The sequence below is a fragment of the Streptomyces sp. NPDC050121 genome (assembly GCF_044460385.1).
In the GTDB taxonomy this organism is placed as follows: Bacteria; Actinomycetota; Actinomycetes; order Streptomycetales; family Streptomycetaceae; genus Streptomyces; species Streptomyces soliscabiei.
The window spans coordinates 397699-423696 of record NZ_JBITJV010000001.1; the positions used below are offsets into that span (position 1 = coordinate 397699).

Annotated in this window: 27 protein-coding genes; 15 read left to right on the plus strand and 12 right to left on the minus strand. The window is 71.7% G+C overall.

Annotated features, from left to right (window positions below):
• The first annotated feature begins 231 nt into the window (after positions 1–231).
• The 5 genes from ACIBTS_RS01835 (at position 232) to ACIBTS_RS01855 (ending at position 5462) form a co-directional block, all read left to right on the plus strand.
• A complete protein-coding gene (locus tag ACIBTS_RS01835) occupies positions 232–3339 on the plus strand; it encodes an ATP-binding protein (RefSeq protein WP_399315840.1) in 3108 nt (1035 codons plus the stop codon).
• Between the two features lie 81 nt (positions 3340–3420).
• On the plus strand, positions 3421–3897 hold the full coding sequence (locus tag ACIBTS_RS01840; protein ID WP_020125273.1) for a roadblock/LC7 domain-containing protein: 477 nt from the start codon (positions 3421–3423) through the stop codon (positions 3895–3897).
• A gap of 32 nt (positions 3898–3929) precedes the next feature.
• Complete coding sequence (locus ACIBTS_RS01845; RefSeq protein WP_399315841.1) at positions 3930–4370, plus strand: DUF742 domain-containing protein; 441 nt, start codon at positions 3930–3932, stop codon at positions 4368–4370.
• Complete coding sequence (locus tag ACIBTS_RS01850; protein WP_079658883.1) at positions 4357–4956, plus strand: ATP/GTP-binding protein; 600 nt, start codon at positions 4357–4359, stop codon at positions 4954–4956. The genes ACIBTS_RS01845 and ACIBTS_RS01850 overlap by 14 nt, the downstream gene beginning before the upstream one ends.
• A 65-nt stretch (positions 4957–5021) precedes the next feature.
• Positions 5022–5462 (plus strand): RidA family protein, encoded by a 441-nt coding sequence (locus ACIBTS_RS01855; RefSeq protein ID WP_399315842.1) that lies wholly within the window; start codon positions 5022–5024, stop codon positions 5460–5462.
• Between the two features lie 60 nt (positions 5463–5522).
• Here ACIBTS_RS01855 and ACIBTS_RS01860 read toward each other — a convergent pair whose 3' ends face one another.
• Genes ACIBTS_RS01860 through ACIBTS_RS01870 form a run of 3 tightly spaced genes read right to left on the minus strand, consistent with a single transcriptional unit; the run spans position 5523 to position 8055 of the window.
• The gene (locus ACIBTS_RS01860; protein WP_319673892.1) at positions 5523–6191 is read right to left on the minus strand and encodes an ABC transporter permease; all 669 of its coding nucleotides are present in this window, start codon (positions 6189–6191) and stop codon (positions 5523–5525) included.
• Positions 6188–6904, minus strand: a complete 717-nt coding sequence (locus ACIBTS_RS01865; protein WP_399315843.1) for an ABC transporter permease — start codon at positions 6902–6904, stop codon at positions 6188–6190. Before ACIBTS_RS01865 ends, ACIBTS_RS01860 begins: the two co-directional genes overlap by 4 nt.
• Positions 6901–8055 carry an ABC transporter ATP-binding protein gene (locus ACIBTS_RS01870; RefSeq protein ID WP_399315845.1) on the minus strand — a complete coding sequence of 385 codons (1155 nt, stop codon included), beginning with the start codon at positions 8053–8055 and terminating at the stop codon, positions 6901–6903. Before ACIBTS_RS01870 ends, ACIBTS_RS01865 begins: the two co-directional genes overlap by 4 nt.
• A gap of 155 nt (positions 8056–8210) precedes the next feature.
• Here ACIBTS_RS01870 and ACIBTS_RS01875 point away from each other — a divergent pair, with 155 nt between their 5' ends.
• Positions 8211–8468, plus strand: a complete 258-nt coding sequence (locus ACIBTS_RS01875; RefSeq protein ID WP_399315846.1) for a hypothetical protein — start codon at positions 8211–8213, stop codon at positions 8466–8468.
• A gap of 163 nt (positions 8469–8631) precedes the next feature.
• Here the strand turns inward: ACIBTS_RS01875 and ACIBTS_RS01880 are convergent, their stop codons facing one another.
• Genes ACIBTS_RS01880 through ACIBTS_RS01890 form a run of 3 tightly spaced genes read right to left on the minus strand, consistent with a single transcriptional unit; the run spans position 8632 to position 11117 of the window.
• Entirely contained in the window at positions 8632–9345 is a 714-nt protein-coding gene (locus tag ACIBTS_RS01880; RefSeq protein ID WP_399315940.1) for an FAD:protein FMN transferase, read from the minus strand.
• A gap of 22 nt (positions 9346–9367) precedes the next feature.
• Positions 9368–9769, minus strand: a complete 402-nt coding sequence (locus tag ACIBTS_RS01885; protein WP_399315847.1) for an FMN-binding protein — start codon at positions 9767–9769, stop codon at positions 9368–9370.
• Between the two features lie 10 nt (positions 9770–9779).
• The gene (locus tag ACIBTS_RS01890) at positions 9780–11117 is read right to left on the minus strand and encodes a ferric reductase-like transmembrane domain-containing protein (protein ID WP_399315849.1); all 1338 of its coding nucleotides are present in this window, start codon (positions 11115–11117) and stop codon (positions 9780–9782) included.
• 152 nt (positions 11118–11269) lie between these two features.
• Between ACIBTS_RS01890 and ACIBTS_RS01895 the strand changes: the two genes are divergently transcribed.
• The 3 genes from ACIBTS_RS01895 (at position 11270) to ACIBTS_RS01905 (ending at position 14805) form a co-directional block, all read left to right on the plus strand.
• A complete protein-coding gene (locus ACIBTS_RS01895) occupies positions 11270–11962 on the plus strand; it encodes a response regulator transcription factor (protein ID WP_079664703.1) in 693 nt (230 codons plus the stop codon).
• Positions 11959–13458: a sensor histidine kinase gene (locus ACIBTS_RS01900; RefSeq protein ID WP_399315850.1), complete on the plus strand. Its 1500-nt coding sequence runs from the start codon at positions 11959–11961 to the stop codon at positions 13456–13458. Before ACIBTS_RS01895 ends, ACIBTS_RS01900 begins: the two co-directional genes overlap by 4 nt.
• A 339-nt stretch (positions 13459–13797) precedes the next feature.
• Positions 13798–14805, plus strand: a complete 1008-nt coding sequence (locus ACIBTS_RS01905) for a YbhN family protein (protein WP_399315851.1) — start codon at positions 13798–13800, stop codon at positions 14803–14805.
• Positions 14806–14826: 21 nt separating this feature from the next.
• Here the strand turns inward: ACIBTS_RS01905 and msrB are convergent, their stop codons facing one another.
• From msrB to ACIBTS_RS01925, 4 genes are all read right to left on the minus strand, one after another.
• Entirely contained in the window at positions 14827–15234 is a 408-nt protein-coding gene (gene msrB, locus ACIBTS_RS01910) for a peptide-methionine (R)-S-oxide reductase MsrB (protein WP_319676557.1), read from the minus strand.
• An 18-nt stretch (positions 15235–15252) separates the two neighbouring features.
• Positions 15253–16632 (minus strand): UDP-N-acetylmuramate--L-alanine ligase, encoded by a 1380-nt coding sequence (gene murC, locus ACIBTS_RS01915; RefSeq protein WP_399315852.1) that lies wholly within the window; start codon positions 16630–16632, stop codon positions 15253–15255.
• Between the two features lie 191 nt (positions 16633–16823).
• Positions 16824–17297, minus strand: a complete 474-nt coding sequence (locus tag ACIBTS_RS01920) for an indole-3-glycerol phosphate synthase (RefSeq protein WP_319676555.1) — start codon at positions 17295–17297, stop codon at positions 16824–16826.
• A gap of 192 nt (positions 17298–17489) precedes the next feature.
• Positions 17490–18335 carry a pyrimidine reductase family protein gene (locus tag ACIBTS_RS01925; protein ID WP_399315853.1) on the minus strand — a complete coding sequence of 282 codons (846 nt, stop codon included), beginning with the start codon at positions 18333–18335 and terminating at the stop codon, positions 17490–17492.
• A gap of 37 nt (positions 18336–18372) precedes the next feature.
• Here ACIBTS_RS01925 and zapE point away from each other — a divergent pair, with 37 nt between their 5' ends.
• The 6 genes from zapE (at position 18373) to ACIBTS_RS01955 (ending at position 24348) form a co-directional block, all read left to right on the plus strand.
• Positions 18373–19479, plus strand: a complete 1107-nt coding sequence (gene zapE, locus ACIBTS_RS01930; protein ID WP_399315855.1) for a cell division protein ZapE — start codon at positions 18373–18375, stop codon at positions 19477–19479.
• 183 nt (positions 19480–19662) lie between these two features.
• Positions 19663–20112 carry a hypothetical protein gene (locus ACIBTS_RS01935; protein WP_399315857.1) on the plus strand — a complete coding sequence of 150 codons (450 nt, stop codon included), beginning with the start codon at positions 19663–19665 and terminating at the stop codon, positions 20110–20112.
• Positions 20113–20203: 91 nt separating this feature from the next.
• Positions 20204–20785 carry a carbonic anhydrase gene (locus ACIBTS_RS01940; protein WP_079658897.1) on the plus strand — a complete coding sequence of 194 codons (582 nt, stop codon included), beginning with the start codon at positions 20204–20206 and terminating at the stop codon, positions 20783–20785.
• Positions 20786–20793: 8 nt separating this feature from the next.
• A complete protein-coding gene (locus tag ACIBTS_RS01945; RefSeq protein WP_399315858.1) occupies positions 20794–22302 on the plus strand; it encodes a SulP family inorganic anion transporter in 1509 nt (502 codons plus the stop codon).
• Between the two features lie 137 nt (positions 22303–22439).
• Positions 22440–23276 carry a slipin family protein gene (locus tag ACIBTS_RS01950; RefSeq protein WP_399315859.1) on the plus strand — a complete coding sequence of 279 codons (837 nt, stop codon included), beginning with the start codon at positions 22440–22442 and terminating at the stop codon, positions 23274–23276.
• Positions 23277–23433: 157 nt separating this feature from the next.
• Positions 23434–24348 carry a polysaccharide deacetylase family protein gene (locus ACIBTS_RS01955; protein ID WP_399315860.1) on the plus strand — a complete coding sequence of 305 codons (915 nt, stop codon included), beginning with the start codon at positions 23434–23436 and terminating at the stop codon, positions 24346–24348.
• A gap of 113 nt (positions 24349–24461) precedes the next feature.
• On the opposite strand, the gene ACIBTS_RS01960 is transcribed toward ACIBTS_RS01955, so the two are convergent.
• A complete protein-coding gene (locus tag ACIBTS_RS01960) occupies positions 24462–25133 on the minus strand; it encodes an ABC transporter (RefSeq protein ID WP_399315862.1) in 672 nt (223 codons plus the stop codon).
• A complete protein-coding gene (locus tag ACIBTS_RS01965; protein WP_399315863.1) occupies positions 25130–25990 on the minus strand; it encodes an ATP-binding cassette domain-containing protein in 861 nt (286 codons plus the stop codon). The genes ACIBTS_RS01960 and ACIBTS_RS01965 overlap by 4 nt, the downstream gene beginning before the upstream one ends.
• Between the last annotated feature and the right edge of the window lie 8 nt (positions 25991–25998).

Consider the following 25998-nt stretch of genomic DNA (forward strand, 5'->3'; position numbering starts at 1 on the left):
GCACACGGCTTCGTAATGGATTCTTGACGTAGAGCCACGCGCTCGACCGTTCGAAGAGGCGGTAGTGTCGCCGAAGTTGGCGTCGGCCACAGCAGTTCGGCGTCGGCCACAGCGGTGTGCGGGGGCCGCTTCCGTATCGTTCACATTCGGACACGGACACTGCGTGCGGCATGACGGCACGCATGCAGCACCCCCCTTGCACGCCTGCAACACCCCCTTGAAGGAGGCCCGGTGTCCACGAAAGAGGTGGACGCGCCCGCCCGGTCGGCATCCTCGGCATCGTCGTCGTCCGTGCGGCGGGGACTGCGGGGTTTCGCCGACCGGTGGCCCTTCCAGCGCAAGTTGAACGTACTCGTCGGTATCCCGCTGACGGTGATCGCCCTGCTGCTGACGTACCTCATCGTCGACCTGGTGCAGGAGTCCAACGGCGCGCAGGACGCCGCCCATCTGGTGCGCGACAGCACCCAGGTCGCCCAGCTCGTCGCCGACCTGCAGAACGAGCACCAGCAGGCGATCCTGCTCTCCGTACGGCACGAGGCATCCTTCGACGGCGGCACGCCCTCCACCGACGGCTACCGGCAGGCGCAGCTCGCCGTGGACGCGCAGGTGCAGAAGGTGGTCGACGCCTTCGGCGACCGGCTGCCGGACACCGAGGCGCGGGCACTGCGGGAGGTCCAGGGCCTGACCGGCCTGCGGGCCACCATCGAGCAGGGCTATCTGCCCGCCGACAACATCGACCCCGCGTACTCGGGTGCGGCAGACGGCCTCATCGACGGCCTGGGCCTGGACCGCAACTCCGCCCTCGCGACCACCTTCACCGGCAACCTTCTCGACTCGCTGCTGCGCGCCGACGCCGCGCACGGCGCCTACGAGACCGGCGTGTTCTCCGCGCGGACCGGCGACAGCAACGCGCTCATCGAGTTCACCGGCGCGGTCGGCTCCTACCAGCTGTTCACCTACCAGGCCGAGCGGTTCGACCGGTTCGCCACCCAGGCGCAGTCCGACGAGTTCGGCGGCATCGAGCACAACGCCTCGCAGGCCTCGATCGGCCAGCACTACGCCGAACTGGCCGTGGACCCCAGCGCGTTGCAGGCCGAGTCGCAGGGCGAGATCCGGGCGGCGTTCAAAGCGGCCCTCGCGTCCTACCCCGACTACAGCGCGCAGGCCAAGACCCGGCTGAAGATCACCTCGTCGCTCATCGACCAGATCGCCGACCGGGCCGACGACACCTCCTCCAACGCCCAGTGGCGCGCGGGTCTGCTGCTGAGCCTGGCGCTGATCTGCTTCGCCCTGTGGATCGCCTTCTCGATCCTGGTCCGCCGCTCCGTGGTCCGTCCGGTGCTGGCGCTGACGGGGGCCGCTCAGGAGGTCGCCGACGTCGCGGGCCGCGAGCTCGCCCGGGTCGCCGACGACGACGCCGAGGAAACCGGTTCCCCGCGATTGCGGGAGCTGCCGGTCACCGCGGACGACGAGATCGGTGAACTCGCCGAGGCCTTCAACAACGTGCAGACCACCGCGGCCGCGCTGCTGGAGCGCCAGGTGCTCAGCCGGCGCAATGTCGCCGAGATGTTCGGCAACGTCGGCCGGCGCGTCAGTAACCTGACTACTCGTCAGCTTGCCTTGATCGATGCGGTGGAGCGTGGTGAGACCGACCCCGCGCTGCTGGCACGCCTCTACTCCATCGACCACATCGCCGTCCGGCTGCGCCGCAACGCCGACAGCCTGATGCTGCTGGCCGGCATCCGCGAGACCGTCCTGGACGCCGGTCCGACCGAGCTCACCAACGTCGTACGTGCCGCGCTGGGCCAGATCGAGGGTTTCCAGCGGGTACGGCTGCGGGCCGCGACCGAGGCCATGGTGGAGCCCGACATCATCGGCGACCTGACGCTGATGATCGCCGAACTCCTTGAGAACGCCGTGTCGTTCTCCCCCGAGGGCAGCCCCGTCGAGGTGGTGGTCGGCTCCCACGACGACGGCGCGTCGATCACCGTCGCCGACCACGGCCTGGGCATGAGCGCCGAGCGTCTCGCCGAGGAGAACGCCCGCCTGGTACGCCGCGAACGCCTCGACCTCGTCCCGACGAAGGTGCTCGGCCTGTTCGTGGTCGGCGCACTGGCACGCCGCTGGGACGTCGACGTCACCCTGTCCCGCACTCCCGGCGGCGGTGTGACGGCCGAGGTGCTGATCCCGGCGACCCTCCTCCTGACGATGAGCGAACTGGGTTCGGTGGGGCGGCCCGGCCCCGCGGAACCGCCTGTTTCCCGGGCCTTGGCCGCCCTCGCCACTCCATCGGCCCCCGCAGCCGGCCCCTCCCCGTCCTCCTCGGTCCCGTCCTGGGCCACCGATGAGGACGACCCGATCACGCTCCCCCGCCGGGTGCCGCGCCGCGACCCGGCCCCCGCCGAGCACGAGCCGGAAACCCCGGCAACCGCTGCCGCAACCCCGCGCACCCCGACGGCCGACACCGGGGCCGCATCCCGGGAGACAGCCGGGGTCGGAGCCGCGACGCACGAGACGGTCGGAACCGGGGCCGGTGCTTCGGCGCCTGCGTCCGTGACCGGTGCCTCTCATCGAACGGCCGGGGCCGGTGCCTCCCACCGTACGGCTGACCTCGGTGCCTACGATCCGGTGGCCGAGGCCGACGCCTCCGGCCATGCGGTGGGGCCCGCTGTCGGCCGTACGGCCGAGCACGGTGTCCCTGGCCGTCCGGCCGAGTCCGGCACGTCCGCGGCCCGCGCCCACACACCCGGCCCCGAAGACTCAGCCGACCCTGCGCCGCGCATCCACCCGACTGAGACCGGTTTCCACACCCACCGGACCGGCCCGGGAATCCCGGCGCCCCGCGAGGCGGAGCCGACGTCCCACCCCCGGGCGCAAGCGGAAGGGGCAACCGAGCCCCACGCCCGCACGGCCGACGCCCAGCCTTCCGGCACCGGTGCCGGCACCGGGATCGACGGACCCGCCGTCGGTGGCGACGGCTCCCGTCCCCTGCGGCGGCGGGTGCGCGGCGCCACGCTGCGGACGACCGTCGACGCCGCCGCGCAGCAGGCCGCGCGGCGAGCCGCCCGCCCGGCCGACGCGGACGCCGTGCGCGACGCGCTGGATGAGTTCGAGGCGGCCGTGGCCCGCGCGCACCGCGACACCGGTGGGGACACGGGTGAGTACCCGCGCCCCGTCGAAAACCATCCGGACACCCGCACCGGCACCACCCACGCAGACGCCTCCGCCCTCCCCCCCCACCGAAGACCCGATCGCTCGCCGGAACGACCGCCGGCACGACCACCGTCCCGACGTCTCGCCCGACCGGACCGACCGGACAGAGCCGTCCGACGCGCCTGACCGGACCGAACCGATCACTGACCCGATCAGCGGCCGGGACACCACGCACCACCAGAACCACCTTCCGGAAGGAGCCGAGCAGTGAGCACGTCGACAGGTGAGACTCCCGCCGGAGACGCCAAGCCGACCGATCTGCGGGCCGCCGCAGCCGACTTCACCTGGCTGCTCAACCGTTTCGCCACCGAGACCGCGGGAGTCGTGGACGCCATCGCGGTGTCCTCCGACGGGCTGCTGATCGCCGTGTCGGAGCTGCGCGAGCACGCCGACTCCGAACGGCTGGCGGCGATCGTCTCGGGCATCACCAGCCTGGCCGCGGGCGCCTCCGGCAACTACGGTCTGGGCGGCCTGAACAAGGTCATCATCGATCTGGAGGGCGGCCATGTCCTGGTCTCCGCGATCGGCAGCGGCGCCGTCCTCGGCGTGGTCACCGACAAGGAGGCCAAGCTGGGCAACATCGCCTACGAGATGACGGTGTTCGCCAACCGCGCCGGCACCGCGCTCAGTCCGCAGCTCGTCCTGGAACTGAAGAACAGCGTCGGCGCCACGCGTACGCGTTGACGCGCGTGCCACCGTAGAGAAAGCGAACACCGATGGCGGACGGCCGCACACCGCGCGAGGCCGGCGAGGACGGCGTCGCGCCCGTCGGCCCCGCGTCCGCCGTCCGGCCCTTCCTGGTCACCGCCGGCCGGGTGGCGGGCGCGGGCGAGGCGTCGTCCAGCCGGACGATGCCCGTGGAGACCCAACTGGTGGCCACCACCGACGGGCTCGACACCCTCGACCGGCTCTCCTTCGAACAGCACGACATCGTCGCCGCCTGCCGAGTTCCGCAGTCCATCGCGGAAATCGCGGCCCGGCTGCGGCTGCACCTGAACGTGGTGCGGGTCCTCGCCGAGGACCTGCGGGCGGCGGGGCAGCTGTCGGTGCACGTGCCCGACTCCGGCGTCACCCACGACGCATCCGTTCTGCGCAGGGTTATCGATGGCCTGCGGGCCATCCCCGACTCCCGGGGGGTACTCCGTGACACCGACTGAACCGCTGGTCCGCACCTCGGCCGGCCGGGATGCCGTACGACCCCCGCTGCCGGTGAAACTGGTGATCGCGGGCGGCTTCGGCGTGGGCAAGACCACCGCCGTCGGCTCGATCTCCGAGATCGAGCCGCTGACCACCGAGGCGGCCATCACCGAGGTCGCGGCGGGCGTGGACGACCTCAGCCACACCCCGCGCAAGACCACCACCACGGTCGCGATGGACTTCGGCTGCATCACCATCGACCCGACCCTGAAGCTGTACCTGTTCGGCACGCCCGGACAGGAACGGTTCGGCTTCATGTGGGACGACATCGTGGAGGGCGCGGTCGGCGGTCTGGTCATCGTCGACACCCGCCGTCTCGACGACTGCTACGCCGCCGTCGACTACTTCGAACACAAGCAGATCCCCTTCGCCGTGGCGGTAAACGCTTTCGACGGTCACGTCGCGCACACGCTGGAGGAGGTCCGCTGGGCCCTCGACGTGTCGGACGGCGTCCCGCTGCTGGTCTTCGACGCGCGTGAGCGGGGCTCGGTGCGCGACGCCCTCCTCGTCGTACTGGAACAGGCGCTGGCCCGTTCGGAAGGCTGACGGGGCCGGGCGAAGAACTCCGGCGCGCGGGAATGGCCTTGCCCCGCAGCGGAGTTGTCCCGGTCATGAGCCATGACGACAGTCACGACGACCGTACGATCACCAACCCGCCCGCGCTGCACGACCCGACGCCCTTCGGCTACAGCCATGCCGTGTCGGCGCCCGGTGAACTCGTCTTCCTCGCGGGGCAGTACGCGTCGGACGCGTCCGGCGCCCCCGTGCGCGGCGACTTCGCCGCCCAGGTGGAACTGGCCTTCGACCGGCTGGAGTCGGCCCTGGCCTGGATGGGTCTCGGGCTCCAGCACGTCGTACGGCTGGGTACGTTCGTCGTCGACCACGACCCCGGCAAGCTGGAGGCACTGGGCAAGGCGCTGCACGCCCGGTTCGGCGAGCGCCTGCCTGCGCAGACCCTCAGCGGAGTCGCCTCGCTCGCGCTGCCCGGCATGCTGTTCGAGGTCGACGCGATCGCCGTACGGCCACCCTCTTCGAGCCAGGACCTGTCCTAGGGCGTGTTTCGAAAGTCCCGTCTGCCCTTCGGGCAGACGACGCTACTTTCGAAAATCGCCCTAGTTGCTTCTGCGCACCCCCGGGGAGACCGCCGTCCTGGTCGCCGCCCAGAACACCGCGAGGGTCACGAGTGCCAGGCCGGCGACCAGGGTGGCGCCGCCCACGACCTTCTCGTAGTCGTGCTGGTAGAGGCCGTCGACGATGTAGCGGCCGAGGCCGCCGAGGCTGACGTACGCGGCAATGGTGGCCGTGGAGACGATCTGGATGGCCGCCGAGCGCAGGCCGCCGAGGATCAGCGGGAGCGCCACGGGCAGTTCGACGCGCAGCAGGACGTCGGACTCGCGCATGCCCATGCCTCGCGCGGCGTCCACGGGGGACGGATCGACGGAGCGCACCGCCTCGTAGGTGGTGACCAGGATCGGCGGCACGGCGAGGACGACCAGCGGGATCATCACGGGCAGCATGCCGAACCCGAGGACGATGGTCGTCACCACCAGCAGGCCGAAGGTGGGCAGCGCGCGACCGGCCGTGGCGACGAGGGAAAGGATGTTTCCGCCGCGTCCGTAGTGACCGGTCACCAGGCCGATCGGCAGCCCTATCACGGCGGCGAGGGCAAGGGCTTCGACGGAGTACTGGATGTGTTCCCACAGGCGGGTGGGGATTCCGTCGTAGCCGTGCCAGTGCGCGCTGTCGCCGAAGAAGGCGTTTACGAAATTGAGTACGTTCACCGGGCTGCGTCCTTAAGGGCGGGCACGGCCGGATCGGGCCGGACGCCGGTGGTCTTGGCCTTTCCGGCGCGCACACCGCTCGGCATCCAGGGGGTGAGCAGGACGCGCACCACGACCAGCAGGGCGTCCGCGAGGACCGCCAGGGCGGCGCTGGTGATCACGGAGTTCCAGGCGAGTTCCGGCCGGTTGTAGATCTGCGCGTCGTGCAGCAGGTTGCCGAGCGCGCCCTGGTTGCCGATCAGCATGCCGACGCTGACGAGGCTGATGCTCGACACGGTCGCCACCCGCAGACCGGCGATGATGGCGGGCACCGCGATCGGCAACTGGACCTGGACGTAACGGCGTACGGGCCCGAAGCCCATGGCGGTGGCGGCGGCGAGGGTCTCCTGCGGCACCGAGCGGACGCCGTCGACGATCGCCGGGACGAGTACGACCAGGGTGTAGATCGTGAGCGGGATCATCACCGTCAGTTCGGTCTGCCCCGTGTAGTCGATGAGGACGACGAAGAAGGCCAGGGACGGGATGGCGTAGAGCACGGTCGTCACCCAGAGGACGGGCGGGTACAGCCAGCGCAGCCGCACGCACAGCTGGGCCAGCGGGAGCGCGAGGAGCAGCCCGCCGAGCACCGGCAGCAGGGCCTCGCGCAGATGCAGCCCGATGAGGCCGAACCAGTCGTGCTGGAGGTCGCTCGGAATGTCGAAGAAGCGGTTCACCGGATAACTTTCTGGACTGTCTCCGTGGTGGTCCGCCGCTCCTCGCGCCCTGCCGCGTGGGCGCCGCGGATGGCCTCGCCGATGGTCGCCTGCGAGACGACTCCGGCGGCCCGGCCCTCGGCGTCCACGGCGAGGGCCCAGCCGGTGGGCGACAGGACGGCACAGTCGAGCGCGGCGCGCAGCGAGTCCCGTCCGGCGACGAACGGCCGCCCGTACGGCAGCAGTCGGCCGGCGTCGATCTTTCCGGCCGCCAGTCCGGCGGGCTCGCTCCAGCCGAGCGGACGCCCGTCCACTCCGGTGACGAGGAGGTAGGGGGTGTCGGCCGTGCTGCGGGCGGCGATCTGCTCGGCGGTGGCGTCGATCGCGACGATCGGCGCGGTGAGCAGCTCCAGGCCCTCGGAGGAGAAGAACGACAGACGCCGGATGCCGCGGTCGGCTCCGAGGAAGTCCTCGACGAACGCGTCCGCGGGGTCGGACAGCAGCTCGGCGGGCGGCGCGAACTGGGCGAGCCGACCCCCGGTGCGCAGCACGGCGACCATCGTGCCGAGCTTGACGGCCTCGTCGATGTCATGCGTGACGAAGACGATGGTCTTGCCCAACTCGGCCTGGATGCGCAGGAGTTCATCCTGCAGCCCCTTGCGGACGACGGGGTCGACGGCGGAGAACGGCTCGTCCATGAGCAGCACCGGCGGGTCGGCGGCGAGCGCCCGTGCCACGCCGACGCGCTGCTGCTGGCCGCCGGAGAGCTGGTAGGGGTAGCGCTTGGCGAACGAGGCGTCGAGCCCCACCCGTTCCATCAGTTCGCGGGCCCTGGCGCGGGCCTTGTCCTTGCTCCAGCCGAGCATCCGGGGCACCGTGGCGATGTTGTCGACGATCGTGCGGTGCTGGAAGAGACCGGCGTTCTGGATGACGTAACCCATGGACCGGCGCAGGGTGTTGACCGGTTGCTGACGGCTGTCGACGCCGTCGATGAGGATCGTGCCCTCGCTGGGTTCGACCATCCGGTTGATCATCCGCAGGGTGGTCGTCTTGCCGCAGCCCGAGGGGCCGACGAGCACGGTGATCGAACGGTCCGGTATGTCGAGGGAGAGCCGGTCGACCGCCACCGTGCCGTCCGGGTATCGCTTGGTGACTGAATCTATCCGTATCAAAGCGCCGAATACCCTTCGGGTCTGGCATTTTCTGCCCGCTCTCGACCACGCGAGTTCGGGCCGTTGCGGGGAGAGTCTAGACCGACTACCAGATCAGCAGTCCGCCGCCGACCCGTTGGACGTACCGGGCGCTTGCCTGATGCCGTCGAGTCGGCATGGGAGGCATGGGCGGCGACCGGCGGCCCAACGGCACGAGGGGCGGTCCGGGCGCCAACTCCGGTGAGGTGCTGAGCGGTTCGGGCGAACGGCCAGGAAACGTCCCGGCCCCCGTCGAACAGCAACAGCTCGACGGGGGCCGGGACGACGGGGGGTCGGGTACGAAGAACCAGGACGGCTCGACCTGGCTGGTGGCGGTGGCGGCCGACCAGACGGCCTCCAGTGGCCGTACACGCAGACGGGCTGGCCGCCGGTAACCGACGGCCAGCCCATCCGTTCGCCCTGGACCCGTCGAGACCGGTCAGCGGCACCGCCGTTGGTCCGGTTGTGGTCGGTTTCCTCGTCCCGATGTCCACGCGAGGACCGCCGCGCCCCATCCGAGGAGCCAGACGGCCGCTCCCAGCGCCCCCGCCTCGACGCTCACGCGGCCGCCGCGCCCGCCGTCGGGAATCCGGCCGTGCGCAGCACACGCCCGCCGGGCAGTACGGCGTACACCTCGCAGCCGTCGCGCTCCGCCGCCCACTCGACGCCCTCCGCGCCCATGGCGAAGGCGGCCGTGGCGACGGAGTCGGCCTCGGTCAGGGTCGGGGCCACGACGGTGAGGCTGTCGAGGCCGGCGGCGGGGCGACCGGTGCGGCCGTCGAGGATGTGGTCGCCGCGCTCGTAGCGCGCGGAGGTCGCGACGGCCGCGTCGGTGAGGTCGAGGACGGTGCACAGTTTGTCGGCGATCTCGGGGTGCCGTACGCCGACCCGCCACGGCCCGCCCGACACGACCACGTCGCCCCCGGCGTTGAGGCAGAACCGGCCGAGCCCGGCGCCGGTCAGCAGGGCGGCCGCCCGCTGCACGGACCAGCCCTTGACGACGGCGCAGGGGTCGAGGCCGCGGCCGGGCAGCCGTACGTCGAAGGCGCCGCCGGTGGCCACCCGATACCGTTCGCAGATATCGAGGACCTCCACCAGGTCGGCGCTCAGCTCGTCGGCCGACAGCTCGCCCCGGTCGTACCGGGACACCTCGCTGTCGGCCTTGAACGGGCTGAACCGGGCGTCGACCTCGCGCAGCCAGGCGAACACGGCGTTCCCGGCCTCGTCGGGGACGACGGTGTCGTCGACCCGCAGTGAGACCGGAAACCCCATGACGTGTTCGACGCGGTGCACGTCAGGCGCCCTTCGCGTCGATCGCGGCCTGGAGGGACTCCCGGTAACCATCACTCGTGATGGTCGCGCCGGAAACGGTGTCGATGTTCGCGCTCTGTGCCGTCAGCGTTTCCGCGATCAGCTTCGGCACCGCCGCCGTCGTCTGCGGATGGTTCGGCTGCTTCAGCATCTTCACAGCCGTGATCCGGCCGCCCTCGTAGGTCACCTGGACCTGGACGTCGCCCTTCTCCGTGGTGACGGTCGTGCCGGTGATGGTGGTCGAGCCCGAGGAGGAGGTGGAGGAGGACACGGAGGGCGTCGAGGCGGCCTCGGTGGTGGACGTCGTACCGGTCGACGGCTCGTAGCGCCAGACCGGGATCAGGCCCGCAACGGACAGGACCAGGACAGGTATTGCTCGCTTCACGTCGTCTCTCTCATCCCGCCAGGCTGAAGCGCTCGAAATGGATCTGCGTCTTGGGCACGTCGAGCTCGCGCAGGGTGCCGAGGACCGCGTTCATCATCGGCGGCGGCCCGCACAGGAAGACGTCCCGTTCGGCGATGTCCGGCACGAGGGCGGCGAGTTCGCGCGGCGCCAGCCGGTCGGGCACCGACGGCCCGGTGACCAGGTGCAGTTCGGCGCCCTTGGCGACGGCGAGGTCGCGCAGCTCGTCGTAGAGGACGGCGTCGCGCTCGCCGGTCACCCGGTAGATGACCACGGCGTGCCCGTGGATCTCCTCCAGCAGCGCCCGGATCGGGGTGACGCCGACGCCGCCGGCGATGAGCAGGGACTCCGGACGGGTGCGGTGCATCGCGGTGAAGGCGCCGTAGGGGCCCTCGGCGAAGACCCGGGTGCCGGGCTTGATGTGGCGCAGGCCCGCGGAGCCGTCGCCGGCCGCCTTCGCGGTCAGCCGCAGCCGGGTGCCGTCGGGGGCGGCCGACAGGGAGAAGGGGTTCGCCTGCCACCAGCGGTCCTTGGTCACGAACCGCCACAGGAAGAACTGGCCGGCCCGGGCGGGCAGCCGGTCCAGATCCCGACCGGTCATGTACACGCTCACGACGTTGTCGGCCTCGGGGACGACCGCCTCGACGCGCAGTTGGTGGCGCCAGTTGCGCCACAGCGGCAGGGCCAGCCGGCCCAGGAACACCGAGCCGAGGGCGACGGTCCACACGGTGTACCAGTACGCCGTGGCGGCGGAGGACGCGGTGAACGTGGTGCCGACCGCGACCTGGTGGGTGAAGGCCAGCACCACGGCGACGTAGGTGTACAGGTGGATGAAGTGCCAGGTCTCGTAGGCGAGGCGACGGCGGGCCCAGCGGGCGGAGACGCCGCCGATGACCAGGATCAGCACCAGGGCGACCACCGCGCGGAAAACGCCTTCGACGGTTTCCGCGAGGTTCACCAGCTGGCTCACCGGGTTCATCGAGGAGGACTGGGCATAGCCGAAGGTGATGAACACCACATGCCCGACCAGCGTCCACAGCAGGCCGAAGCCGGTCCAGCGGTGCCAGTTCGTCAGCCGGTCCATGCCGATGCGGCGGTCCAGCCAGGGCAGTCGGGCCACCAGTAGCAGCTGGAACGCCATCAGCAGGGCGCCGTACAGGCCGGCGAAACGGCCGATCACGACCAGCGCGTTGGAGGCGAAGCCGGCCTGGACGGCGAAGAGGGTCACGACGGCCGCGTTCGCGGCCAGCACGGCGTACAGGCTCGTGCGGGCCACTACTTTGGGACGTATCGCCGTGGGGGGGACGGGAGGCGATTGGACAGTCGTCACGGACGGAAACTCCTAGATCGGGTCCTCAGAACACAGAGCTTGTCCGTGCTTCGCTGTCGTTTTCCTGTCGTACAACTTTCAAGATCTTATCGATCGGGGTGTGAGTGGGACGCGGGTCTGGCGCCGGGGGGTGGGTGGCGCACTATGTGGAGGTGGAAAAAGTACGCCTCCTCGTCGTGGACGACGACCCGCCGATCGCCGATCTCGTGGCGACGGTCGCCCGCTACGAGGGCTGGGACGCGGTCACCGCGAACTCGGGTGAGGAGGCGCTGCGCCGCGCCGCCGACTTCCATCCCGACATCGTGGTGCTCGACCTGATGCTGCCCGACATCGACGGTTTCGGCGTGCTCGACCGTCTGCGGAACACCGGGACGATGGTGCCGGTCGTCTTTCTCACGGCCCGCGACGGGGTCGCCGACCGGGTCGCGGGGCTGACCCGGGGCGGCGACGACTACCTGGTGAAACCGTTTGCCGTGGAGGAGCTGATGGCCCGGCTGCGGACCGTGCTGCGGCGCAGCACCGGCCCCGGTTTCCAGCGTTCCGTGCTGCGGGTGTCGGATCTCACGATGGACGAGGACACCCGGGAGGTCCGCCGCGGCGGAAAGTTGCTGACGCTCACCCCGACCGAGTACGAGGTGCTGCGCTACCTGATGCGCAAGTCCCCGACCGTGCTCACCAAGGCGCAGATCCTCGATCATGTCTGGGAATACGGTTTCGGCGGCCGCTCCAACGTCGTCGAGCTGGTCGTCAGCCGACTGCGCCGCAAGCTCGACGCGACGGGCGACGACCCGCTGATCCAGACGGTACGCGGTTTCGGATACGTGATCCGGCAGGCGGCCGAGTGATCGGCCGACTCTGGCAGTCGTACCGCAGACTGCGGCTCGGCACCCGGCTGGCGCTGGGGCTCGGCGCACTGTCGCTGGTGGTGTTCGCGGTGGTCGGCACGGCCATGACGACCTATATGCGGGACTATCTGTCGGCCCAGCTCAACGATCAGCTCGCGATCGCCCAGGTCGCGCAGTCCAAGAGCATCGTGGACTCCGGCTCGCTGACCGGGAAGAAGTACTGGGGCTGGTACTACGCCGTGTACGACGTGCGGGACGGCGAGCCGGTGCTGCGCAAGCCCGAGGACCCCGGTGACGTGCCCGAGGACGTCGACGACCTCACCGCCCTGGCCAAGGCGCAGACCGTCGCCGAGACCGAGCTGGTGCGCACCGTGCACCTCACGGGCAAGGGCGAGTACCGGCTGCGCGCCTGCGAGGTGGAGCCCGGCGTGGTGCTGATCAGCGGCGCGCCGATGGACGACCTCGAGGACACCGTCCGGCAGTTGATCACGATCCAGGTCGTCACCTTCGGCCTGGCGCTGCTGGCCCTGGTGGTGTTCGGCCGGGCGCTGCTGCGGCGCGGCCTGAAACCGCTGAGCGACATGGCGCACACCGCGCACGGCATCGCCTCGCACGACCTCACCGAGTCGGCGTCCCGCCTCCCCCTGCGGGCGGACTCACCGGGCGGCGGCCCCGAGGTGGAGGAGCTGCGCACGGCCTTCAACACGATGCTGGAGCACATCGACGGCTCGCTCGCCGTGCGCGCGGAGGCGGAACAGCGGCTGCGTCGTTTCGTCGCCGACGCCTCGCACGAGCTGCGCACGCCGCTGATGTCGGTACGCGGTTACGCAGACCTTTTCCAGTACGCGGCCGCCAACGCGCCCGAGGAGCGGGACAAGCACCTGGCCCGGCTGCGCGCCGAGGCGGCCCGGATGGGCTTCCTCCTCGACGACCTCCTGCTGCTGGCCCGCCTGGACGCGGCCGAGGTGGAGACGCCCCTGCGGATGGAGAACGCGGACCTGGTCGAGCTGGTCGAGCAGGCGACCGACGCGTTCCGCGCGAGCCACCCCGGGCATCCGCTGACGGTGTCCCCGGGCCCGGCGGCCGTACCGCTGCGGATGGACCCGCACCGCATCCGCCAGGTCCTGGACAACCTCCTCACCAACGCGGCCGTGCACACCCCGGCCGGGACCCCGGTCTGCGTCGAGGTGACTCTCGCTCCGGAGACGGCAGGGGTCCATGTGACCGACAAGGGCCCGGGCATTCCGGCCGGCGACCGTGGACGCGTTTTCGACCGTTTCTACCGCGTCGACAAGGCCCGCAGCCGCGACCGCGGCGGCAGCGGCCTCGGCCTGTCGGTCGCCCGCTCCCTGGTGCGGGCCCATGGCGGCTCGCTGGAGCTGGGTGACGCGCCGGGGGCGACGGTGTTCACGATGACCCTGCCGAGGGCACCGGACGCGGATCGGCCGACGAGCGACGGCCCGGCAGCCCTGCGCAGGCAGCGCCCCGGCCTCTGAGCGGCAAGCCGTCGTAAGCGGTTCCGGCAACCGGCGACCGCCGCGCCCGCGGCGAGGGCCGGGGGCGGGTGGGAAGGGTCGGCGGTGCTGCGGGCCGGGTGAACCTCGGGGGAGAGCCGGGATGAACTCGTGGGGGTTCGGGCAGAAATCCCACAGCCTCACCGCGCCTCCCCCGCCTCACCGCACCGCGGTCGCCCTCGGCCCGCACTCCGTCGGCTTCCGGACACCGCACCGTCACACCGGAGGGGAACGACACCCCCGTCCCCCTCCCCAGACAGGCCCAACCCCGATCCGTCAAGCCGCCGCGCGCGGTCACGACGCGGAAGGACGACGTGCGCCGTGTCCCTGCTGCCCCTCGACGATCCCTCGACCCCGCCCCCGCTCCCCGTCGCGGACGACCGCCCCCGCCCCCTGACCTCCACCGCCACCCGCCGCGCCCTCAGCCTGCTCCCGCTGCTGCTCCTCGCGGTGTGGGCGGCGGTCGACTGGCACGCCGTGCGCGACGGCACCACCCGCCTGGCCACCGCCGACCCCGGGTGGCTGCTGGCCGGGCTCCTCTTCACCTACCTGGGCGCGGTCGCCGCGGCCTGTGTCCGCCAGGGCGCGGTCCTGGACCGGTTGCCGCCCGGCCTGCTGGTGGCGTCCCAGATCGCCGCGGGCGCCGCGAACCATGTGCTGCCCGCGAGCATAGGCGCGCACGCGGTCACCCTCCGCTTTCTGCAGCGCCAGGGCGTCCCGCTTCCCCGCGCCAGCGCCTCGATCGGCCTGTACTCCCTGGTCAGGGCCGTGGCGAAGACGCCTGTGGTGCTGGTGTTCCTGCTCGCCGCGCCCGAGGCCGTACCCGCTGCCCGACTCCTGCCGCAGGGCAGGACGTTGCTCCTGGCCGCCGTGGGCCTGTTGCTGGCCCCCACGGCGGCCGCGGTGCTGCTCGCTCTCGTACGGCCGCTGCGCCGTCCGGCCCTGGACTTCGTGCGTACGGGCCTGACCGACGTCCGCCGGCTGCACACCCGCCCCTCCCGTTTCCTGCCCCTGTGGGGCGGAGCGCTCGCGGCGCCGCTCATCCAGGCGAGTGTGGTGGCCTCCGTGGGGACGGCGCTGGGCGTCCCTCTCTCCTGGCCGCAGCTGCTCTTCGTGCACCTCGCGGCGAGCACCGCGGCGGGGGCCGTCCCCGCGCCGGGCGGGATCGGCCCGGTCGACGCAGCCCTCGTCCTCACCCTGGCCGGCTACGGCACCCCGCTGAGCCTGGCCACGGCGACGGTCCTCGGCTACCGGATGCTCACGGTCTGGCTGCCCCTGCTGCCGGGCATGCTGGTGCTGTCGGCGCTGGTGCAGCGCAAGCACCTGTGAGCCGCGCCGGTCAGCCCCTGGTCAGCTCTCGTCCGCCGCCAGCCGCAGCGAGATGCTGTTGATGCAGTACCGCTGGTCGGTCGGGGTCGGATACCCCTCCCCGGCGAACACATGCCCGAGGTGGGATCCGCACCGGGCGCACCGCACCTCGGTGCGCACCATCCCGTGCGTGCGGTCCTCGATCAGCTCCACCGCGTCGGTGTCCTTCGGGTCGAAGAAGGACGGCCAGCCACAGTGCGACTCGAACTTGGTCTCCGAGGTGAACAGTTCGGCGCCGCAGGCCCGACAGGAGTAGACGCCCGTCGTCTTCGTGTCGGTGTACTCACCGGTGAACGCGGGCTCCGTCGCGGCCTGCCGCAGCACGGCGTACTCCGCCGGGGTCAGCTCCGCCCGCCACTGCTCGTCCGGCTTTTCGACGTCGTACGACATGAGCTCAGCCCCTCAGCTTCACAGACGGTCCAGAATGCGCGGGCCCAGGTCCGTCACGTCGCCCGCGCCCATGGTGAGAACGAGATCACCGGCCTTCGCCATTCCCGCGATCACGGCGGGCGCCTCGTCCTTGTCGTGCACGGCGGTGACGTCCGCGCCCGCCGCCCGGGCCGCGTCGATGATCAGCGCGCTGGTCACGCCCGGGATCGGGTCCTCGCGGGCGGGGTAGATGTCGAGGACGACGCAGGCGTCCGCCAGCGCCAGGGCCTGGCCCATCTCCTTGCCGAGCTCCTGCGTCCTGGAGAACAGGTGCGGCTGGAAGACGACGAGGATACGGGCCTCGCCGACCGCCGCTCGCATCGCCTCCAGGTCGGCCGTCATCTCGGTCGGGTGGTGGGCGTAGGAGTCGATGACCTGGACGCCCGCCGCCTCGCCCTTGAGCTGCAGCCGCCGCTTGACGCCGGTGTACGCGGCCAGGGCGGGGGCGAGTTCGGTGGCGGGGACGCCCAGGGCGACGCCCGCGGCCAGCGCGGCGACGGCGTTGTGCGCGTAGTGCCGGCCGGGCACCGAGACCGTGAAGGTGAGCTCCTCGCCGTCCAGCAGGACGCTCACCTCGCTCTTCAACCCCTGCGGGACGACGGACAGGACCCGCACGTCGGCGTCCTCGGACTCCCCGTACGTCACCACCCGTACACCCTCGACGCGCCGCGTCAGTTCCCGGGCGCCCTCGTGGTCGGCGGTGATCACCAGGGTGCCGCCGGGGACGATCTTCCCGGCGAAGGTCTCGAAGGACTCGTAGATCTCCTCCATCGAGGCGTAGTTCGCGTGGTGGTCGAGCTCGACGTTGAGGACGATGGCGACCTCGGGGGCGTACTTGTGGAAGCTGCGGTCCGATTCGTCCGCCTCGGCGACGAAGATCTCGCCCTCGCCGTGCAGCGCGTTGGAGCCGGGCGCGTCCAGGTCGCCGCCGATCGCGTACGACGGGTTCAGCCCCAGCTCGGACAGCGACACCGCCAGCATGGACGTGGTGGTCGTCTTGCCGTGCGTGCCGGCGACGGCGATCGGACGCAGCCCGTCCATCAGCCGGGCGAGCGCGTCCGAGCGGTGGACCACCGGGATGCCCAGCTCGGCCGCACGGGCCAGCTCCGGGTTGTCCGCGCGGATCGCCGACGACACGACGACACAGCTCGCGTCGTCGGCGAGGTGCTCGGCGGCATGCCCGATGTGCACGGTCGCGCCGAGCGCCCGCAGCGCCGCGGCGGTCCCGGACTCCTTGGCGTCGCTGCCGGCCACCTTCGCCCCGCGCTGAGCCAGGATCTTCGCGATCCCCGACATCCCGGCCCCGCCGATGCCGATGAAGTGCGGTCGGTCCATGGCGGTAGGAAGGCCGGGTGCCATGAGTTGTCTCCCAGGGTGCGTTACGGCGAAGAGTGCGCCCCCACCCTATTCCGCAAGGGCCGTCCCGGCCGACTCAGGGCCGGTCCGGCGGATCAGGTCGCAGGAAAGCAGCGGTGCCTGATCGACGCAGGTGAGCGGGGAATGGTGCGTCCACCTGCAAGGCGGAGGAGGGCGTCGTAGGGGTTTGCTGCCTACGCCTTGCTGTGTGAGAAGAGTTTCAGCACCGGCACCCCCACCCGGTGCCGAGCCCGGGACGCCCAGTCCCGGTGGAAGAACTCCTCCACGTAGTGGGGATCGGTCAGGACGATCACCTCGTCCGCCCCCACCTCCCCGACCAGGGACTTCAGCGCGTCCAGCGGATGGTCCTCGACCAGGCGGCCCACCGCCTCGTTGCCGGCCGCGTGCAACGCCTGCAGGGACACCGCGAGCGCCCGCTCGCCGAACCCCTTCGCCGCCTCCCCCTCCGGCGTCTCGCGCTCGCGCGCCGCCTCGTCCAGCTCGCCGAGGGCCACGTCGTCGATGGCCCGCAGCAAGCGGTCCGCCTGGTCGCCCCGCGGCTGGAGCAGGACGTGGAAGGAGACCGGCTCGTCCCCGTGCAAGGTGCTGACGAACTCCACGTCGGCGGACGTCAGGGCCTTCTCGATCATCAAAACGCTTGTGAACACCAGCGCCCCATTCTCCTTCGAGGACCTCCGTGGCCCTCTCTCCTCCGTGGGCCGTTCGCGACCCTGCGGAAACCATCCTTCCCCGTGCTCGCACGGGGACTGCGAGATTCAGTGTGCCCTTCGGAAGCTAAACGGAACGGCTGATTCCGCTGATTTCAGGACCATCGGTGATGATCTGACGCGTTTCCGGCATCACGGCTTTCGATACCTGGCGAACAGGAACCCCTCCTCCTCCAGGAGCGATGCCAGTACGAACCGCTGCGGAACCGCGACCGACGGCCCGCCCGCGATCCGCTGCGCGTCGCCGACGGTGAGCATCGGGGAGACGGTCAGGCAGAGTTCGTCGAGAACCCCGGAGGCGACGAACTGCCCCAGCAACCGGGGCCCGCCCTCCGTCAGCAGCCGGGTGTGCCCGAGTCCGGCGAGGGCCTCCACGGCCCGGGCCGGGTCCACACCCATACCGTCACCGGCGATCACCACCTGCGTGCCCGCCCGCTGCGCGGCCGCGACCCGGTCGGGGGCCGCCGCGGCGCCCGTCAGAAGCAGGGTCGGCACCAGTGGCGAGGTGAAGAGCGGGAGCGAGAAGTCCAGGTCGAGGCTGGCGGTGACCACCGCGACGGCCGGGGCGGGCCCCTGCCCGGCCGCCTCGCGCCGCCCCGCGAACTCGGCACGCGCGCGTGCGGGCCGGTAGCCCTCCAGGCGTACCGTTTCCGCGCCGACGACCACCACGTCCGCGAGCCCCCGCAGCGTGCCGAAGATCCGCATGTCGGTGGCGGTGGAGATGGGCTGCGAGCGCCCATCGTGCTGGGCGGCGCCGTCGAGCGTGGACACCATGTTGGCGCGCAGCCAGGGCCGCGGCTCCCCGGGGCCGGGCTCGGGGTAGGTGTAGGCGTCGGCGAGCTCGTCGAGGCTCCACTCGCGGTCCGCCGCCGGGTGGCCGCCCGCCCCGGCGGTCCCGGGCTCGCCGGGAGCCCCGGGCGGCATCCCGCCGGAGTCTGTCGTCGCTGTCTGGTCGGTCACAGGGAACAGCCGTCGCATGCCAGGCAGTCTGGCACGCCCCGTAGCATGGGGAACCGTGTCGTCCTCTTCCCTCGCCCCCGGCATCGGCCCGATAGCCGACGCGGTCCCGGCCTCCCTCTGCACCCGTCAGCCGCACGTCCCCGCGGACCGGCTGGTCGCCGAGATGGTGCCGCCGCCGCGCTTCGACTCGGTCCGTTTCAGCACGTACATCCCGGATCCGAACCAGCCCAGCCAGACCGAGGCGGTCGGCGTCCTGGAGGGCTTCGCGGCCGGACTCGGCGGGGCGCACGCCACGGGTACGGCCAAACGGGGGTTGTTCGGCTTCGGCAGGGCGAAGGCGGCCAAAGTGCCCGCCGGCCCACGCGGCGTCTACCTCGACGGCGGCTACGGCGTCGGCAAGACGCACCTCCTGGCGTCCCTGTGGCACGCCACCCCCGCCGCGCCGGCCCTCAAGGCGTTCGGCACCTTCGTCGAGCTCACCAACCTCGTCGGCGCCCTCGGCTTCCAGCAGACGGTGCGCACGCTCTCCGGGCACCGGCTGCTGTGCATCGACGAGTTCGAGCTGGACGACCCCGGCGACACCGTTCTCGTCTCCACGCTGCTCGGGAAGCTGGTCGACGCGGGCGTCGCGCTCGCCGCCACCTCCAACACCCTGCCCGGCAAGCTCGGCGAGGGCCGGTTCGCGGCCGCCGACTTCCTGCGCGAGATCCAGGGCCTGTCGGCGCACTTCCGGGCGCTGCGCATCGACGGCGAGGACTACCGCCACCGCGGGCTGTCCAAGGCGCCGGCGCCGTACTCCGACGAACAGGTGACGAAGGCGGCGTACGCCACCGAGGGCTCCTCGCTCGACGACTTCCCGCACCTGCTGGAGCACCTCGCCAAGGTCCACCCGAGCCGTTACGGCGCGCTCACGGATGGCCTGAAGGCGGTCTGCCTCACGGACGTGCAGCCGGTGCCCGACCAGTCGACGGCCCTCAGGCTCGTGGTCCTGGCCGACCGGCTCTACGACCGCGAGGTCCCGGTCCTGGCCTCCGGACTGCCCTTCGACCGGCTGTTCAGCGAGGAGATGCTGAACGGCGGGTACCGCAAGAAGTACTTCCGCGCGATCTCCCGGCTCACCGCGCTGGCCCGCGACGCGGGGCGACTCGTAGAGACCCACTAGTCGATCTTGATCGTCAGGTCAAGAGTCGGTTCGCGCCACTCACCCCTCGCTTTTGAGGCGCACCTCATCTCGAAACGCCCAGTTAACCCTGCAAACAACTTCGCAGGGTTAACGTGTTTCTTGACCAGTCGTTGACCAATCGTTGGCCTGGACTGGAAGAGCGAATCGTTGGGAGGGAGGCGCATGTTCCGAGGCACGACGGCCCGAGCCGTGATCGCGGTCCTCGCCGCCGTTCTGCTCGCCCTCCCCTTCTTCGCTCCCACGTCATCCTTCGCACACGCGCACACGGTGCGTCAGGTCGAGGCCAAGACCCAGCCCGGAATCAAACTCTCCGCCAAGGCGAAGCGCGACGAGATCGCCACGCTGCGCGACTGCGACCTCCCCCACTCTCGAACGGCCTCGAGCGGGGAGACCCCCACCGGCGGCCCCGCCGACCCCCTGCGCACCCGCGAACGTCACCGTGCCGCAACCTCCGCCTCCGCCGCGTCGGCCCCCCAGGAGCCCGAGCGCGCGCTGCTGGCGCAGGATCCCGCGGCCGAGCATCAGCCGGCCCGGCCCGGCGACTCCTATCACCGCTCGTCGAGATCCTCGACGGCCCACTCTCCGGCGGCACTTCAGGTCTTCCGCTGCTGAGAGAGCAGAGCGCAGCAGCAGATCCCCCACCTGTCCTGTGTCCTGCACATCCGACGCGCCCCCACGGCGCGCCAGGAGGAGTCACCACGTCATGCAGCCCCTCATCGACAACGCCCGTACGTTCGGACAGCGCCCTGAGGAGTTCGCCAAGCTCGCCGAGGGCCAGTCCCCGCAGGTGCTCTTCATCACCTGCTCCGATTCGCGGGTCGTTCCCGCCCTGATCACGGGCGCCCGCCCCGGCGAGCTCTTCGAGCTGCGCACCGCGGGCAACATCGTGCCCCCGTACGTCTCCGACCGCCCCACCGGCGAGGCGGCCACCATCGAGTACGCCGTGGAGGTCCTCGGCGTCCAGGACGTCGTGGTCTGCGGCCACTCGCACTGCGGCGCCGTCGGCGCGCTGGTGCGCGGCGACGACCTCGACGGCGTCCCCGCCGTCCGCGACTGGCTCGCGCACGCCGCGGACGAGCCGGGTTCCACCGACCCCGACGACCCGACGGTCATGCGGGCGGTGCAGCACCATGTGCTCGCCCAGCTGCTGCGGCTGCGCTCCTACCCGTGCGTGGAGAAGCGGCTGGCCGACGGCCGACTGCGGGTGCGCGGCTGGTACTACGAGGTGCACACCGGTGCCGTACGCGAACACCGCGTGGACACCGACGGCTTCGAGGCCCTGTGAGCGCCGCGATGACCAACGAAACCCCCCAGCGAATATCCAGGTTCCCCCACCTCAAGCAGGACTTCGCCGCTTCACTCGTCGTGTTCCTGGTGGCGCTCCCGCTGTGCGTGGGCGTGGCCGTGGCCTCCGGCGTGCCGGCCGAGCTCGGGCTCGTCACCGGCATCGTCGGCGGCCTCGTCACCGGGCTGATGCGGGGCAGCAGCCTGCAGGTGTCCGGTCCGGCGGCCGGTCTGACCGTGCTGGTCTTCGAGGCGGTGCAGGAGTTCGGCCTGCCCGCCCTCGGAGTGATCGTCCTCGCGACCGGCGCTCTGCAGATCGCCATGGGCGCCCTGAAGCTGGGGCGCTACTTCCGGGCCATCTCGGTCTCGGTCGTCGAGGGCATGCTGGCCGGAATCGGCCTGGTGCTGATAGCCGGTCAGCTGTACTCGGTGGTCGGCGCCAAGGCGCCGGAGTCCGGCCTGGAGAAGATCGCCGGGCTGCCCGAGGCGCTCGTGGACGCGGTCGGCAACGCCGACGCGTCGGCCTCGCTCGCGCTCGGCGCCGGCACCATCGCAGTACTGGTGTTGTGGAAGCGATTGCCGGCAAAGGTCCGGACGGTGCCCGGTCCGCTCGCCGCGGTGGGTCTGGCGACGCTCGCCGCGCTGCTGCTGAACCTGCCCGTGGCCACCGTCGAGGTACAGGGCCTGCTCGGTTCCATCCAGCCGCCGCCCCTGTCCGCCTTCGGCGATCTGGCAGCGGTCGGTCTGCTCGGCACGATCGTCGCGTTCACCCTGATCGCGTCCGCCGAGTCGCTGTTCAGCGCGGCGGCGGTGGATCGGCTGCACGACGGCCCGCGCACCGAGTACGACAAGGAGCTGATGGCGCAGGGCGCGGGCAACGCCCTGTGCGGAGTGCTCGGGGCGCTGCCCATGACCGCGGTGATCGTGCGCAGCGCGGCCAACGTGCAGGCGGGCGCGCGGACGAAGGCGTCCCGCGTGCTGCACGGGCTGTGGCTGCTGCTGTTCGCGGCCCTGCTGCCGGACGTGCTGGCGTACATACCCATCCCGGCGCTGGCCGGCATCCTCGTGCACGCGGGCGCCAAGCTCGTGCCCGTGCGGGCGATCGTGGGGCTGTGGCGCGAGCACCGCGGCGAGGCGCTGATCCTGGTCGTCACGGCCGTGTCGATCGTCGCGGTCAGCATGTTCGAGGGCGTCCTCATCGGTCTCTCGCTGGCCGTCGCCAAGACCGCGTGGGAGGCCTCGCACCTGCGGCTGGAGGTCGTCGACAAGGGCGCAGGACCCGTCCAGGCGTATCTGTCGGGCAACGCGACGTTCCTGCGTCTGCCGAAGATCCTCGACAGCCTGGAGTCCCTCCCGCAGGACCGCCCCGTCGAGCTGGACCTCTCCGGCCTGCACCACCTCGACCACGCCTGCCGTACGGCCCTGGAGACCTGGGCCGAGCGTCACAGCGCGGTCGGCACGGAGCCGGTGAAGGTCACGGAACCGGTAAAGGTGACGGAACCGGTCACGACCGGCTAGCGCCCGAAGCGGCTCACAGCGCCCCGCGCTCGCCGTCCGGCCCGGAGCCCACCGCGTGGCCCCGGACCGGACGCCGGGCATATCGTTACAGAAGCAGACAGAACGACTGTTACTGACCTCTTGCTGAGGAGGTCGTCATGCTCGAGGAGTTGCTGGGCGCGGCCGCGGTGGTCGCCGCCGGGGGCCTTGTGTACCTGGGGGCGGCCGCCCGGGTCGTCAAGCAGTACGAGCGCGGGGTGGTCCTGCGGCTCGGCCGGCTGCGCGGCGATGTCCGACCGCCGGGGTTCACACTGATCGTCCCGGCCGTGGACCGGCTGCGCAAGGTCAACATGCAGATCGTGACGATGCCCATTCCCGCCCAGGAGGGCATCACCCGCGACAACGTGACCGTGCGGGTCGACGCGGTCGTCTACTTCCGGGTGATGGACGCGGCGGCCGCGATCATCAACGTCGAGGACTACCGCTTCGCCGTCTCGCAGATGGCGCAGACCTCACTGCGGTCGATCATCGGCAAGAGCGAGCTGGACGACCTGCTGTCGAACCGGGAGAAGCTCAACGAGGGCCTGGAACTGATGATCGACAGCCCGGCCATCGGGTGGGGCGTGCAGATCGACCGCGTCGAGATCAAGGACGTGTCCCTGCCGGACACCATGAAGCGCTCGATGGCCCGCCAGGCCGAGGCCGACCGTGAGCGACGGGCGCGGATCATCAACGCGGACGCCGAGCTCCAGGCGTCGAAGAAACTCGCCGAGGCGGCGAAGGAGATGTCCGACCAGCCCGCCGCGCTCCAGCTGCGGTTGCTCCAGACGGTCGTGGCGGTGGCCGCCGAGAAGAACTCCACGCTCGTCCTGCCGTTCCCGGTGGAGCTGCTGCGTTTCCTGGAAAAGGCCCAGCAACCGCTCCCACAACCTCCCCAGCAGCAACAGCCCCTGCCCCCTGCCCCGCCGCCTCCCCCGAAAGCCGTCGACGAGTAAAGACGAGTAACGGGTGTCTTCGGCTCCGGCGAACCTCGCGCCGCCACGCCCGCCGTTCTCGTCCGGCTGAGCACGCGAGAGCCCGGCCGGGTGATGCCATCGCAGACGCGGTCATATATCCGCACAGCCCGCGGCACACTCCTCCTACATTCATACGATGATCACTCCGGCACGTCGCTTCGCCGCCCTCTGCGTCCTCGGCACCACCCTCGGCAGCCTCGCCGCCTGCGGCACCGCCGCCCAGGAACCGCCTGCCGCCCGCCCGGCCGCCCCCGCCCACACCTCCCCCACCGCCACCACGGCCTCCCCCGACCCCCGCACCCCTGCCGCCCCCGGCAAGACCGCCGCTCCCTCCCGGCCCCCCACACTGGCCCCCGGCCCGGCCGGTCTCACCCCCGTCTTCCGCAACGCCCCCCGCACCGCCGACAAGACCGTCGCCCTCACCTTCGACGCCGACATGACCGCCGACGAGGGGGCCAGAGCGGCGTCCGGCGAGCACTTCGACAACCCCGGGCTGATCGCGGCGCTGCGCGCGCTGAAGGTGCCGGCCACCGTCTTCATGACCGGCCGCTGGGCCGAGGAGTACCCGGACCAGGCCCGCTCGATCGGCCGCGATCCGCAGTTCGAGCTCGCCAACCACTCCTACAGCCACTACGCGTTCACCGATGACTGCTACGGCCTGCCGACCGTCCCCGCGGACCGGATGCGGGCGGACGTGGAACGGGCGTACGCGGCGTTCCGCAAGGCCGGGGTGCCCAACGCGATGCCCTACTTCCGTTTCCCCGGCGGCTGCTACGACCAGCGGGCGCTGCGCGCGGTGAGCGGCACGGGCGTGACCGCGGTGCAGTGGGACGTGGTGAGCGGGGACGCGTTCGCGACGGACGCGGACGCGGTGGCCCGGCAGGTGCTGGAGGGCGTGAAGCCGGGCTCCGTCGTCGTCATGCACTGCACCCGCAGCGCCGCGCCGACGACCGAGCGGGCGGTGCGCACGATCGTGCCGGAGCTGCGCCGCCGGGGCTACCGGTTCGTGAAGGTGTCGGAGCTGATCGGCTCGGCGCGGGAGCGGTCGTAGGGCCTCGTACCCGGAGTCGTACAAGGGGATCACGTCGTGCCCGGTGTGCATGGGGGTCCCCGCTCGAGCGAAGCCGAGAGCGGGGGAGGCAGGAGGCTCAGCGGTCTGCGTGTTCAGGGTGATCTGCGGGAGGTGAGCGCGCAGGCCGCGGCGGCCGCCGCGGCGGCGAGGACGGCCGCGGCGGCAAGGGGGAGCAGCGGTGGGCTGACCGCCGCTGTGTGCGAGCTCGTGACCAGGCCGGTGACCGCCGCGTGCGCCGGGGAGCCGCTCACCACCAGTGCCAGCAGGGCCGCGAGCAGCAGCGCCGGGACGGCCCGGCCGGTGGAACGCAGCACGGGCCAGACGGTGAGCGCGCCGACGGCGGTGCCGAGCAGGGCGCAGGTCAGAGCGGCAAGGAAGCCCGCCGCGGTGGCCTCGGGGACGGGGATGCGGTGCTGGTGGTCGGCGCTGACCGGGTCGCTGATGAGCACGACCGCCGCCGTGGCGACCGTACCGAGCAGCGCGGCCGCGCCCAGGGCGGTCAGGATCGCGGCGAGGTGCGCCCGCGCGGGACCGACGGCGGCCGCGACGACCGTCCGGGCGGCCGGGGGCTCGCCCGTGACGCAGATCCGCACCAGCCAGGCGGCGACCGGCAGCAGCACGGCGGACGTCCAGCCGAGCGAGTCCAGCAGGGGCTGGCCGCCCTGCACACTGATGCCCAGGAAGACGACGTACAGCAGGAACGGCGGCAGCCAGCGCTGGGAGCGCAGGAGCAGGGCGGTCTGGTAGCGCAGCAGTGCGGTCATCGGCGGCCTTCGGAGTCGGACGGGCGCACGCTCACCACGTGGTACGGCGGGCGGCCGCTCAGGAGGGCACGGAGCACGACGTCGGAGCGGGAGGCGGGGACGGTGAGGCGGTGGGTTCGCGGGGTCGTCTCCTCCGTCGCCGTGGCGAGGCGGACCGCCTCCGGCGGCAGGGGTGCGGGGCCCTCCACCTCGATCGTCGTGTGCGGGCCCTCGGGGGCGGCAGGCGGGGCTGCGTCGGTACGGCGGTGAAGGGTGCCGTCGCGGACGGTGTACACGGCGTCCGTCGTACCGATGAGACGGCGGGGGTCGTGGTCGACGAAGACGACGGCTGCGCCTGCGGCTGTGCGCTCGGCCACCGCTCTCTCCAGTTCGGCTCGCGCGTCCGTGTCCAGGCCGGTCCAGGCCTCGTCCAGGATCAGCAACTCCGCTTCGGCGAGGAGGGCTTGCACGACGGCGACCTTCTGGCTGCTGCCCTTCGAGAGCTGGGCCATCGGGGTGCGGGCGTGGGCGGTGGCGCCGAAGCGGTCGAGCCAGTCGCCTGCGGTTCGCTCCGCCGTGGGGCGGGGGAGGCCTTGGATCGTGCCGAGGTGGGTGAGGTAGGCGAGGGCGGTGAAGGGGAGGGCGGAGGGGAAGCGTTCGGGGACGTAGGCGGTGCGGGGGCGGCCGGCGACCTTGCCTTCTGTCGGGGCGTCGATGCGGGCGAGGAGACGGAGAAGGGTGGACTTTCCGGTGCCGTTGGGGCCCTCGATGCGGGTGAGGGTGGCGGGGGGCAGGTGGAGGTTCACCTCCCGGAGGATCCAGGGGCCGCGGAGGCCGTAGCGGCGGCCCGCGTTGGTCAGGCGTAGGGCGCGATCCATGAGGGGCA

Excerpts from the sequence above, each read along its gene's own strand:
- ACIBTS_RS01845 (WP_399315841.1), top strand. The coding sequence starts at position 3,930 with ATGGCGGACGGCCGCACACCGCGCGAGGCCGGCGAGGACGGCGTCGCG.
- ACIBTS_RS01855 (WP_399315842.1), top strand. The coding sequence starts at position 5,022 with ATGAGCCATGACGACAGTCACGACGACCGTACGATCACCAACCCGCCC.
- ACIBTS_RS01875 (WP_399315846.1), top strand. The coding sequence starts at position 8,211 with ATGGGAGGCATGGGCGGCGACCGGCGGCCCAACGGCACGAGGGGCGGT.
- ACIBTS_RS01880 (WP_399315940.1), bottom strand. The coding sequence starts at position 9,345 with ATGGGGTTTCCGGTCTCACTGCGGGTCGACGACACCGTCGTCCCCGAC.
- msrB (WP_319676557.1), bottom strand. The coding sequence starts at position 15,234 with ATGTCGTACGACGTCGAAAAGCCGGACGAGCAGTGGCGGGCGGAGCTG.
- murC (WP_399315852.1), bottom strand. The coding sequence starts at position 16,632 with ATGGCACCCGGCCTTCCTACCGCCATGGACCGACCGCACTTCATCGGC.
- ACIBTS_RS01925 (WP_399315853.1), bottom strand. The coding sequence starts at position 18,335 with ATGCGACGGCTGTTCCCTGTGACCGACCAGACAGCGACGACAGACTCC.
- ACIBTS_RS01935 (WP_399315857.1), top strand. The coding sequence starts at position 19,663 with ATGTTCCGAGGCACGACGGCCCGAGCCGTGATCGCGGTCCTCGCCGCC.
- ACIBTS_RS01940 (WP_079658897.1), top strand. The coding sequence starts at position 20,204 with ATGCAGCCCCTCATCGACAACGCCCGTACGTTCGGACAGCGCCCTGAG.
- ACIBTS_RS01945 (WP_399315858.1), top strand. The coding sequence starts at position 20,794 with ATGACCAACGAAACCCCCCAGCGAATATCCAGGTTCCCCCACCTCAAG.
- ACIBTS_RS01950 (WP_399315859.1), top strand. The coding sequence starts at position 22,440 with ATGCTCGAGGAGTTGCTGGGCGCGGCCGCGGTGGTCGCCGCCGGGGGC.
- ACIBTS_RS01955 (WP_399315860.1), top strand. The coding sequence starts at position 23,434 with ATGATCACTCCGGCACGTCGCTTCGCCGCCCTCTGCGTCCTCGGCACC.
- ACIBTS_RS01960 (WP_399315862.1), bottom strand. The coding sequence starts at position 25,133 with ATGACCGCACTGCTGCGCTACCAGACCGCCCTGCTCCTGCGCTCCCAG.
- ACIBTS_RS01965 (WP_399315863.1), bottom strand. The coding sequence starts at position 25,990 with ATGGATCGCGCCCTACGCCTGACCAACGCGGGCCGCCGCTACGGCCTC.